At 75.3% G+C, this 10,614-nt stretch carries 11 protein-coding genes; 6 read left to right on the top strand and 5 right to left on the bottom strand.

All coding sequences use genetic code 11. From position 1 onward, the window contains the following. Both modB and BI06_RS03415 read left to right on the top strand, forming a co-directional pair. The coding region (gene modB / locus BI06_RS03420; RefSeq protein WP_043464942.1) for a molybdate ABC transporter permease subunit at positions 1–611 on the top strand (611 nt) is incomplete at its 5' end. A gap of 124 nt (positions 612–735) precedes the next feature. Next, a complete protein-coding gene (locus tag BI06_RS03415) occupies positions 736–1,809 on the top strand; it encodes an ABC transporter ATP-binding protein (RefSeq protein WP_043464938.1) in 1,074 nt (357 codons plus the stop codon). Positions 1,810–1,878: 69 nt separating this feature from the next. Here the strand turns inward: BI06_RS03415 and BI06_RS03410 are convergent, their stop codons facing one another. Both BI06_RS03410 and BI06_RS03405 read right to left on the bottom strand, forming a co-directional pair. After that, on the bottom strand, positions 1,879–2,544 hold the full coding sequence (locus BI06_RS03410) for a response regulator transcription factor (RefSeq protein WP_043464935.1): 666 nt from the start codon (positions 2,542–2,544) through the stop codon (positions 1,879–1,881). Next, positions 2,541–3,860, bottom strand: coding sequence for a sensor histidine kinase (locus BI06_RS03405; RefSeq protein WP_043464933.1), 1,320 nt, complete (start codon positions 3,858–3,860; stop codon positions 2,541–2,543). The genes BI06_RS03410 and BI06_RS03405 overlap by 4 nt, the downstream gene beginning before the upstream one ends. Positions 3,861–4,030: 170 nt before the next feature. Here BI06_RS03405 and BI06_RS03400 point away from each other — a divergent pair, with 170 nt between their 5' ends. Both BI06_RS03400 and BI06_RS03395 read left to right on the top strand, forming a co-directional pair. Next, positions 4,031–4,939: an ABC transporter ATP-binding protein gene (locus BI06_RS03400; protein ID WP_043464930.1), complete on the top strand. Its 909-nt coding sequence runs from the start codon at positions 4,031–4,033 to the stop codon at positions 4,937–4,939. Positions 4,940–5,252: 313 nt separating this feature from the next. Beyond that, positions 5,253–5,741, top strand: a complete 489-nt coding sequence (locus BI06_RS03395; protein ID WP_051740180.1) for an ABC transporter permease — start codon at positions 5,253–5,255, stop codon at positions 5,739–5,741. 36 nt (positions 5,742–5,777) lie between these two features. Here the strand turns inward: BI06_RS03395 and BI06_RS03390 are convergent, their stop codons facing one another. Continuing rightward, positions 5,778–6,455 (bottom strand): aminoacyl-tRNA hydrolase, encoded by a 678-nt coding sequence (locus tag BI06_RS03390; RefSeq protein ID WP_051740179.1) that lies wholly within the window; start codon positions 6,453–6,455, stop codon positions 5,778–5,780. A 133-nt stretch (positions 6,456–6,588) separates the two neighbouring features. After that, positions 6,589–7,521, bottom strand: coding sequence for a hypothetical protein (locus BI06_RS03385; protein WP_051740178.1), 933 nt, complete (start codon positions 7,519–7,521; stop codon positions 6,589–6,591). Positions 7,522–7,668: 147 nt separating this feature from the next. Between BI06_RS03385 and BI06_RS03380 the strand changes: the two genes are divergently transcribed. Beyond that, positions 7,669–8,043 carry a YbjQ family protein gene (locus BI06_RS03380; RefSeq protein WP_030391935.1) on the top strand — a complete coding sequence of 125 codons (375 nt, stop codon included), beginning with the start codon at positions 7,669–7,671 and terminating at the stop codon, positions 8,041–8,043. Positions 8,044–8,161: 118 nt separating this feature from the next. Then, the gene (locus tag BI06_RS03375) at positions 8,162–9,370 is read left to right on the top strand and encodes an NAD(P)-binding domain-containing protein (protein ID WP_063794903.1); all 1,209 of its coding nucleotides are present in this window, start codon (positions 8,162–8,164) and stop codon (positions 9,368–9,370) included. 56 nt (positions 9,371–9,426) lie between these two features. Here BI06_RS03375 and paaE read toward each other — a convergent pair whose 3' ends face one another. After that, positions 9,427–10,551 carry a 1,2-phenylacetyl-CoA epoxidase subunit PaaE gene (gene paaE, locus BI06_RS03370; protein WP_043465896.1) on the bottom strand — a complete coding sequence of 375 codons (1,125 nt, stop codon included), beginning with the start codon at positions 10,549–10,551 and terminating at the stop codon, positions 9,427–9,429. Positions 10,552–10,614: the final 63 nt, after the last annotated feature.

Raw genomic sequence — 10,614 nt, 5'->3', positions numbered from 1 at the left:
CCGCCACGGCGGTGTCCCTGATCCTGGGCGTGCCGCTGGCCTGGCTGCTGGCCCGGACCGAGCTGCCGGGCCGGCGGCTGGTCCGGGCCCTGGTCACGCTGCCGCTGGTGCTGCCGCCGGTGGTCGGCGGCGTCGCGCTGCTGCTGGTGCTCGGGCGGCGCGGCATCGTCGGCTCCTGGCTGGACTCCGCGTTCGGCATCACGCTGCCGTTCACCACCACCGGCGTGGTGATCGCGGAGGCGTTCGTCGCGATGCCGTTCCTGGTGATCAGCGTCGAGGGAGCGCTGCGCGCCGCCGACCCGCGCTACGAGGAGGCCGCGGCGACGCTGGGCGCCTCCCGGCTGACCGCGTTCCGCCGGGTCACGCTGCCGCTGATCGCCCCGGGCATCGGGGCCGGCGCCGTACTGGCCTGGGCGCGGGCGCTGGGCGAGTTCGGCGCGACGATCACCTTCGCGGGCAACTTCCCGGGCCGTACGCAGACCATGCCACTGGCCGTCTACCTCGCGATGGAGTCGGACCCGGAGGCGGCGATCGCGCTGTCCCTGGTGCTGCTGGTGGTGTCGATCGCGGTGCTGGCCGGCCTGCGCGAGCGCTGGATGTCCGCGCCGTGAGGCCGGCCGCCGCCCCTGCCCCCGCCCGCTTCCCCGTCGTCCCCGCCCTCCCCGCCCGCTTCCCCGTCGTCCCCGCCCTCCCCGTCCCTGTCCCCGTCGTCCCCGTCCCCGGAGTGCCGCGCCGATGACCTCCCACCCCGGCGCCGCCGGTCTGGACGCCCGGCTGCGGGTCGACCGCGCCGCCTTCACCCTGGACCTCGCCCTCACGGCCGCCCCCGGCGAGGTGGTCGCGCTGCTCGGCCCGAACGGCGCCGGGAAGTCCACCGCCCTGCGCGCGCTGGCCGGACTGCTGCCGCTCGGCGCCGGCCACCTGCGACTGGACGGCGACGTCCTGGAGGACCCGGCCCAGCGGCTGCACACCCCCGCCGAGGAGCGTCCGGTCGGCGTGGTCTTCCAGGACTACCTGCTGTTCCCGCATCTGAGCGCCCTCGACAACGTCGCCTTCGGCCCGCGCTGCCGGGGCCGTTCCAAGCGCGAGGCACGCGCCGAGGCCGCCGGCTGGCTGGAGCGGATGGGCCTGGCCGAGCACGCCGCCGCCCGCCCGGCCCGGCTGTCCGGCGGGCAGGCCCAGCGGGTGGCGCTCGCCCGGGCGCTCGCCGTCCGACCGCGGCTGCTGCTCCTGGACGAGCCGCTGGCCGCCCTGGACGCCCGCACCCGGCTCGACGTGCGGGCGCAGCTGCGGCGCCACCTGGACGAGTTCGAGGCGGTCGCGGTGCTGGTGACGCACGATCCGCTGGACGCGATGGTGCTGGCCGACCGGCTGGTGGTGATCGAGGGCGGACGCGAGGTGCAGTCGGGCCTGCCGGCGGAGATCGCGCGGCGGCCGCGCACCGACTACATCGCCCGGCTGGTCGGGTTGAACCTCTACCGGGGCACCTCGGCCGGGCACCGGGTGACGCTGCCGGACGGCGCCGAGCTGACCACCGACGAGGACCTGTCCGGTCCGGTCTTCGTCGCCTTCCCGCCGTCCGCCGTCGTCCTGCACCGCTCGCGGCCGGAGGGGAGCGCTCGCAATGTCTGGGAGCTGACGGTCAACGGGCTCGACCTCCACGGCGACCAGGTGCGGGCCGATCTGACGGGCGCCGTTCCGATGGCCGCCGACCTCACCCCGGCGGCGGTCGCCGAACTGGGCCTGGCGCGGGGCTCGACGGTCTGGGCCGCGGTCAAGGCCGCCCAGACGCACGCCTATCCGGCCTGAACGCCACCGGTTCCGGCCCCGGCCCCGGCCCCCGCTCCTGCCGCCCCCGGCCGCCGACGCCTCGGGTGGTCACTCGGTGGGCGTCACGAAGCCCGACTCGTAGGCGAGGATGACCGCCTGGGTCCGGTCCCGCGCGCCGAGCTTCGCCAGCAGGCTGCTGACGTGGGTCTTCACCGTCTGCACCCCGAGGAAGAGCTGTTCGGCGATCTCGCCGTTGGTCAGCCCGCGCGCGACCAGGCGCAGCACCTCGGCCTCGCGCTCGGTCAGGGCGGCGCGGGCCATCGTGCCGCGCGCCGTCGCGTTGCCCCGGGCGGCGGCGAGCCGACGGATCTGGGCGGGGAAGAGCAGTGACTCGCCGGCCGCCACCAGCCGTACGGCCTGGGCGATCTCGCTCGGCCGGGTGCGCTTGAGCAGGAAGCCGTCCGCGCCCGCCCGCAGCGCCTGGTAGACGTAGTCGTCGATCTCGAAGGTGGTGACGACCAGGATCTTGGGCGCGTACCCTCCCGGCGCGGCGGCGTCGCGGACCAGTTCGCGGGTGGCGGCGAGGCCGTCCAGACCGGGCATCCGAACGTCCATCAGGACCACGTGCGGGCGCAGTCGGCGGGCGAGCGCGATCGCCTCCGCGCCGTCCGTCGCCTCCCCCACCACCCGCAGGTCGCCCTGCGCCTCCAGGACCACCCGCAGGCCGGCCCGGACGAGTTCCTCGTCGTCGGCCAGCAGAATGTCGATCGTCACCCGCCCAAGCGTAGGGGTACCCGAACGGTCAGCACCCACTTGCCGGACTCGGCGCCGGCCGTGGCCTCGCCGCCCAGGAGTACGGCCCGTTCGCGGATGCCCCGAAGCCCCTTGCCGCCCCGGCGCGGTGAGCTGCCCGACCGGGCCGGTGCGCCGCCGTGGGAACGGGCGGACTGCGGGCGGAGGGCGTTGACGCAGCGCAGTTCCAGGCTGCCGTCCCGGACGGCGATCCAGACGCTGATCGGCTCCCCCGGCGCGTACTTGAGGGCGTTGGTGACGCCCTCCTGCACGATCCGGTAGCCCTCGCGGGAGAGCACCCCGGGGAGGGCGCCGGAGGGGACGTCGAGCCGGGCCTCGACGGGGCTGCCGGCCGCCCTGGCGGTCTCGAACAGGGCGGGGAGCCGGTCGATCCCGGGCCGTTCCCGCGCGTCCTGGTCGCCGTCGGGGCCGCGCCCCGGGGCACCCGGTGCGCCCCGGTCTGCTCGGTCGCCCTGGTCAGCGGGGTCGCCCTGGTCGCCCGGGTCGCGCAGCAGGGCGAGCGTGCGCTCCAGGTCGTCCATCGCCCGCCGGCCGGTCTCCTCGATGACCTCCAGCGCCTTGGCGGCGAACACCGGGTCGCCGACCTCGCGCGCCGCCCCGGCCTGGAGGACCGTCACCGTCAACGCGTGGCCGATCGAGTCGTGCAGCTCGCGCGCCAGCAGATTGCGTTCCAGCAGGCGTTCGGCGCGCAGCTCGGCGGCGGCCAGGCGCTCCGCCGGGGACGGCCCCAACAGCCGTACCGCCATGGCGAGCTGGAGCCGCCCGGCCCAGACGACCAGCCAGCCGAGCGCGAACAGCAGCACCGGCGCCAGCAGCGGCGCCCAGCCCGGCCCGCCGGCCCCGCCCGCACCACCCGTCCGCAGTCCGAACACCGCCTGCTCCGGCCGCGCGACCAGGTCGAAGACGGCGGTGGGCACGAGGAGCGAGGCCCAGCCGACGAGCCCGCCGAGGACCACCCGGCCGACCAGCCAGGCCGCCGTCCGCCGCCGGTCGGCCCAGCCGCGGGAGGGCGCGACGGCGATGTCCTGCTCCCGGTCGGGCACCAGCAGCAGCCGCGCCTGAACGCCCTCCGCCCGCCGCATCGCGGGCACCAGCGCGGCCAGCCCCAGCAGCGCGGCGTCCACGGGCACCGCCCGCGCCAGCAGTTCGCCCCGGCTCCACCCCTCGATGCCCGGATAGACCATCAGCACGACGCCGACGAAGACCAGACCGATCACCAGGTGCAGCCAGCGCGCGTAGGTGGCGGCGCTCAACAGGGGCGCGAGTATTCGGGGCATCGCGCCATCCTGCCAGGCCAGGGTCCCGCGCAAACTCCCTCTCGGGAGGGAGGCGGATCCCCTCCCGGGCGGGATCCGCCGGACCCCCGGGCTGCGGTCCCATGGAGTCACCGAAGCACAGAAGCACCGAAGGACAGAAGCACCAAGCACCGAAGGAACGGAGGACGGTCGTGATCAAGGTGGAGGGTCTCACCAAGGAGTACGGCGGGGCACGAGTGGTGGACGGGCTCGACTTCGAGGTGGTCCCCGGGGTGGTGACCGGCTTCCTCGGGCCCAACGGCGCCGGGAAGAGCACCACCATGCGGCTGATTCTCGGCCTCGACCGCCCGACCACCGGCCGGGCCCTGGTCGACGGCCGCCCTTACGCCGAACTCGACCGACCGCTGCTGCGGGTGGGGGCGCTGCTCGACGCGCAGGCGCTGCACGGCGGCCGCACGGCCCGCGGCCACCTGCGCTGGCTGGCCGCGAGCAACGGCCTGCCGGACCGCCGGGTGGACGAGGTGCTCGACCGGGTCGGCCTGACCGCGGCGGCCGGGCGGCGGATCCGCGGCTTCTCGCTCGGCATGCGCCAGCGCCTCGGGGTGGCCTCGGCACTGCTCGGCGATCCACCAGTGCTGATGCTCGACGAGCCGGTCAACGGCCTCGACCCGGAGGGCATCCGCTGGATCCGCACCCTGCTGCGCGGACTGGCCGCCGAGGGCCGGGCGGTGCTGGTCTCCTCGCACCTGATGACGGAGATGGCCCTGACCGCCGACCACCTGGTGGTGATCGGCCGGGGCCGACTGCTGGCGGATGCGGCGACCTCCGACTTCATCGACCGCCACGGCCGGACCAGGATCCGGGTGCGGGCCGTCGACCCGGTGCGGCTGGCCGCGCTGATGCTGCGTTCGGGCCTGGACGCACAACCCGCGGCGGACGGCGCGTGGGAGGTCACCGGCGCGACGGCCGAGTCCGTCGCCGCCCTGGCCGCCGCCGACGGCGTGGTGCTGTTCGAGATCGCCGTCCAACAGGACTCCTTGGAGGAAGCCTTCATGCGAATGACCGCCGACAGCGTCGAGTACCGGGCGGTGGCCGCGTGACCACCGCGACGACCACCGCAACGACCACTACGACGACCACCCCGACGACGGCCGTGACCGGCTCGCTGCTCCCCGCCGCCCTGCGCGCCGAACGGATCAAGCTCACCACCCTGCGCTCGCTCTGGATCACCCCGCTGATCGGCCTGCTGCTCACGGTGGGGGGTTCACCACCGCCGTCGCCGCCACTCTCGGCGACAAGGACGAGAGCATCACCTCCGACCCGGGCGTCGGCATCCACTACGGCCTCAACTTCGGCCAGGCGGCGCTGGTCTGCTTCGCCGTCCTGCTGTTCGGCCAGGAGTTCAGCACCCGCATGATCGGCCTCTCGCTGACGGCCGTCCCGCACCGCGGCCGCCTCTACGGCGCCAAGCTCGCCCTCGGCGCGGCCGTCGCCCTCGCTGTCGGACTGCTCGGTACGGCCGGGGCGTTCACCGGCTACGCCGCCTTCGTGCCGGAGGCCTGGGACGGCCCCGCCCTCGTGCGCAGTGCCACGGCGGGCGTGCTCTACCCGGTCCTGCTGGTGGTGTTCTGCCTCGGGCTGACCGCCGTCCTGCGCAATCTCACCGCGGCCATGGGCCTGCTGCTGCCGGTCGTCTTCCTGCTCTCCCCGCTGCTGTCCGGCGTCCCGGTCGTGCGCCACGCCGTGCAGTTCCTGCCCGACCGGGCCGGCCAGTACGCGCTGCTCTACCGCGACGACCCGCAGGTCGCGTACGGGCACTGGACCGGCCTGCTGATCATGGCCCTGTGGGCGGCCGCCGCGACCTGGGCCGGCATACGCAGCCTGCGCCGCCAGGAGGTCTGACACCGTGCCGCCGGGGCGGGGCGGCGGGCGCCCTTCTCAGCCGCGCAGCGCCGGGTGGTCCGCCACCACGGTGCAGCTCCCGGGGGCGATCTCGGTGAAGCCGGCGTCCTGCACCAGCGGGAGTCCGCCGACCACGAGTTCCGCCCACGCCTGCGGCGTCGCGGTGCGGACGGCGAGCGCGAAACCGCTCTCCGCCCACTCCTTGCGCCGGGCGTCGTCCAGCCGCCACCAGGCGAGCTGCGCGGCATGGCCGGTCTGCGCCATCGTCTTGCCGGCGCTCATCTCCAGTTCCGGGTTCAGCCACAGGACCGGCACGCCCGGCGTCGCGGCGCCGACCGGACCGGTCTCCTCCAGGTCGGTGCCCGACACCTGGAGCTTGGCCAGTTCCTTCGGCCAGCCGTCCAGCGGAACCGGCGGGAACACCCGCACCTCCGCCTCCACGCCCGTCACCGTGATGCCGGGCAGCTCGCCGGCCCGGCGCCACTCGCCGCCGCGCGCCCGCCGGACCACCTTGCGGATCCGCGCGTCCTCCCAGGCCAGCACCCGCTCCGCCCACTCGCCCTCCGGCTCGACCACCCGCGGGTCGTTCAGCAGGGTCAGCACCGCCCGCGCCGAGGTCTCCAGCGCGTCGGTCCGCCCGGGCGGCGTCGCGCGCTCCATCCGGACCACCAGCGGCAGCACGTACTGCTGGCGGGCGTCGCGGTCCTCGGGCATCGGGTCTGGGACGGGGGCGTCGAACGGTGAGGTCACCCGTCCAGCATGCCAGCCCCCGCCCCGGGGCGATCACCGCGGGGTTCCCGGCGCCCGGCCCGGTCATCGGCGCCGGGCACCGGTAGGCAGCTCGCGGTCAGCGGCGGTAGCCGCGCTGCGCGTCCCGCTCCTCCGCGTCGTCGTAGTTCAGGAACCAGCCCTCCGGGTGGGTGGCGGTGAGCAGCAGTTCGGCGCGCTGCTCCGCGGTCAGTTCCGGATCGCCGTCGTCCGGCCCGTAGACGCCGAACAGCTCGTCGTGGCAGCCGTCCCAGTCGTAGTCGTACAGGTCGGCGGGCAGGTCGCCCATCATGTCGGCGACGGACTCGGGCTGCGCGCCGAGCAGGGTCCGGGCGTCGACCAGGGCCATCCGCAGCGCGATCTCCTCGGCCAGGCAGCGCGGCAGCGGCCATTCGCCGAGCGCGAGGTCGTCGGCGAGGTCGTCGAAGGTGCGGGCCATCGCCCGGCGCCAGCTGCGGTGCAGCCGCCAAGTGCGCTGCGGCAGCCTGCCGAACACCGTCCAGTCCGCCTCCTCGCCATCGGCTACCGGCTCGTCCTCGTGCTCGTCGAGGTCGTCGTAGGCGGCGTCGGCCAGCCCGAGCAGCTGGGCGTGGAGCAGGCACGCGGTGCGCGGGGTGAGCGTCCAGTCGCCCGCCGAGCTGCCGCCGTCCTCCTCGTCGCCGTCCAGCGGGAACAGTTCGGCGAAGTCCGGCGCGAAGTCCTCGGTGACGCTGATCTCCAGCGTGCCGCCGACCGCCTCGACCCCGGGGATCGCGGCCACCAGCCGGTCCGGGTGCAGCAGTGCGCCGAGTGCCGCGTTGGCGTCCTCGGCCACCTCGCGCAGCAGTTCACGGCGCTGCCCGGCCGGATCGACGCCGTCGAAGTCCAGTTCCTCCACGGCCGCGATGGCCGCGGCGCGCAGCGCCGGCCAGTTCGTGATCCGCAGTCCCAGGACCACCGTCGCCTCGATCTCCTGCGCGCCGGAGTCCTCCGCCGCGCCCGGCCCCTGTGGATGATCGCTTCGCTCGCCCATGGGGCTACGGTACGGCCTTTCGGCCGTCCGATCACCGGTCTGTTCCGGCTACCCTTCGCGTTCTCGCCGTCACTGCTCCGCCTTCTCCCGGTCGCGCCCCCGCGCGCCTCTGTCCGACGGCGTCGAAGCGCCCGCAGGATGGGCGACATGGCGAACATCGACGAGTACGGCGGCGGGCAGCGCCCGGACGCCCAGGTGCTGGTAGTGACCACCAACGACATCCCCGGCTACCGGGTGGACCATGTGATCGGCGAGGTCTTCGGTCTGACGGTGCGCAGCCGGCACATCGGCAGCCAGATCGGCGCCTCGCTGAAGTCGCTGGTCGGCGGCGAGCTGCGCGGTCTGACCAAGACCCTGGTGGAGAGCCGGAACGAGGCGATGGAGCGGCTGGTCGAGCAGACCAAGGCGCGCGGCGGGAACGCGGTGCTGATGTTCCGTTTCGATGTGACGGAGGCGGCCGACGCGGGCACGGAGGTCTGCGCGTACGGGACCGCGGTGGTGATCTCCCCGGCCACGGCCTGAGCCGGGGAGGTCCGACCCGGTCCGGTCCGGTCACTGCGGTGGACGGGCCCGCGCGCGGCCGTGTTCCCGGCCAGGCGGCGGCCGGGAACACTCGCCGCGCACCGGATGTTTCACCGGCGTGACTGTTTACGGTGCAACCAACTCCGACCCGGTCCGCCGGGTCGACGTCGTGGTGATCGGCGCGGGCCAGGCGGGCCTGTCCGCCGCCTACCACCTGCGCCGCCGCGGCTTCGCCCCCTACCGCGAAGCGGCAGCGGGAGGCAGCGGAGCGGGCGAGGCCGACGGCACCGGCGGCGGCGGGTTCGTCGTCCTCGACGCCGACGACGCCCCCGGCGGCGCCTGGGCCCACCGGTCCCCCTCGCTGCGGATGGCCACCGTGCACGGCTTCCACGACCTGCCCGACGTCGAACTGCCCGACGTCGACCCGAACGCACCGGCGCGCGAGGTCGTCCCGGGGTACTTCGCGGCGTACGAGGCACAGCACGCGCTCCCGGTGGTGCGCCCGGTCAAGGTGCTGGCGGTGCGCTCGGAATCGGCGCGGCCCGACGCCCGGCTGCTGGTCGAGACCGACTCCGGCACCTGGTCGGCCCGGGCCCTGATCAACGCCACCGGCACCTGGACCCGGCCCTTCCTGCCCCACTACCCGGGCCGGTTCGCCGGGCGGCAGCTGCACTACGCCGCGTACCGGGGGCCGGAGGAGTTCGCCGGCAAGCGGGTCCTGGTGGTGGGCGGCGGCGCCTCGGCGATCCAGGTGCTGTCGGAGGTCGCGACGGTCGGCGAGACCGTCTGGGTCACCCGCACCCCGCCGGTGTACCACGCCGGGCCGTTCACCCCCGAGTACGGGCGCGCCGTGGTCGCCAAGGTCGAGGAGCGGGTCCGCCAGGGGCTGCCGGTGCGCAGCGTGGTGAGCGTGACCGGGCTCGGACCGTCGGTGGCCTACCGCCGCGCCGAGGAGCTGGGCGCGCTGCGGCGCCGGCCGATGTTCGACCGCCTCACCGAGCACGGGGTCGCCTGGGGTGACGAGGAACTCGCCGTCGACGCGATCGTCTGGGCGACCGGCTTCCGCCCCGAGGTCGGCCACCTCGCCCCGCTCGGCCTGCGCTCCGCCGGCGGTGGCATCGCCCTGACCGGCACCCGGGCCACCGCCGACCCCCGGGTCCACCTGGTCGGCTACGGGCCGTCCGCCAGCACCGTCGGCGCCAACCGCGCGGGCCGGGCGGCGGTCAATGAGATCGTCGCGCTGCTCGGCGACCCGGCCGGGGTCGAGTCGGCCGGCGTCGAATCGGCCGGGCTCGAGTCGGCCGGGGTCGCGGTGCCCGCCGGGTAGCGCCTGGACGGGCGAGCCACCGCCCCGAGCAGGTGCGGCGGCTCGTCCGTCGCCCGTCAGCGGTCGAAGTCGACCGTCACCCGGTCCGTCACCGGACGGGCCTGGCAGGTGAGGACGTAACCGGCCGCCAGTTCCTTCTCCTCCAGGGCGAAGTTGCGCCGCATCGACACCTCCCCCTCGGTGACCAGGGCGCGGCAGGTCCCGCACACCCCGCCCTTGCAGGCGAACGGCAGGTCCGGCCGGGAGCGCTGCGCGCCGTCCAGCACCGACCGGTCGCGCGGCAGGCTGAGCGTGCTGCCCCGGCCGTCCAGGACGACGGTGACCTCGCTGCGTTCGACGCCCTCGGCACCGTCCGCCGCGCCCGGCATGTCGTCGGGGCGTTCGCCGATCGGCTCGTCCTCGGCGTGGAACAGCTCCTGGTGCACCCGCTCGGTCGGCACGCCCAGCCCGCCGAGCAGCTCCTTCGCCCCGGTGACCATCCCGAACGGCCCGCAGAGCCACCAGTGGCCGACCGCCGGCACGTCCACCAGCGCCCGCAGCAGGGCCTCGACCCGCTCCGGGTCGAGCCGGCCGCTGAGCAGTTCGGCGTCCCGGGTCTCCCGGGAGAGCACGTGGACCAGCTGGAAGCGGCCCAGGTAGCGGTCCTTCAGATCGGCCAGCTCGTCCGCGAACATCACGGTGTCGCTGCGGCGGTTGCCGTAGAGCAGGGTCACGGTGGAGGCGCGGTCGGCGGCCAGCACGGAGGCGGCGATGGACAGCATCGGCGTGATGCCGGAACCGGCGGCCAGCAGCACATGGTCGGCGGGCTCGCCGAGGTCGGGGGTGAACAGGCCGGACGGCGTCAGCACCTCGACCTCCTCCCCGGGCCCGGCGTCCCGCACCAGCCAGCGGGAGAACAGGCCGCCCGGCACCTCGCGCACGGCGATGCGCAGCGGGCCGCCGACGGGGGCGCAGATCGAGTACGAGCGGCGCTCGTCGACCCTGTCCACCACCCGGCGCAGCGTCAGCGTCTGCCCCGGCCGGAACGCGAAGGCCTCCGTGAGCCCGTCCGGCACCGCGAAGGTCACGGCGACGGCGTCGTCGCAGAGCCGCTCCACCGCGGCGATCCGCAGCGTGTGGAACGCCGGCCGGCGGGCCGGGCGCACAGGCGACGGCGCGGCGGACGACGGCGCAGCGGACAGCGGCGCGGTCGGCGTGGTTGCCGCGGTCGGCTCTGCCGACGGCGGGGCCGACGGGACTGCCGG

It is taken from the genome of Kitasatospora sp. MBT66, assembly GCF_000710405.2.
GTDB classification, from domain to species: Bacteria; Actinomycetota; Actinomycetes; order Streptomycetales; family Streptomycetaceae; genus Kitasatospora; species Kitasatospora purpeofusca.
Note: the sequence above shows the minus strand (reverse complement) of the source record. Positions and strands in the feature narration are given on the sequence as shown.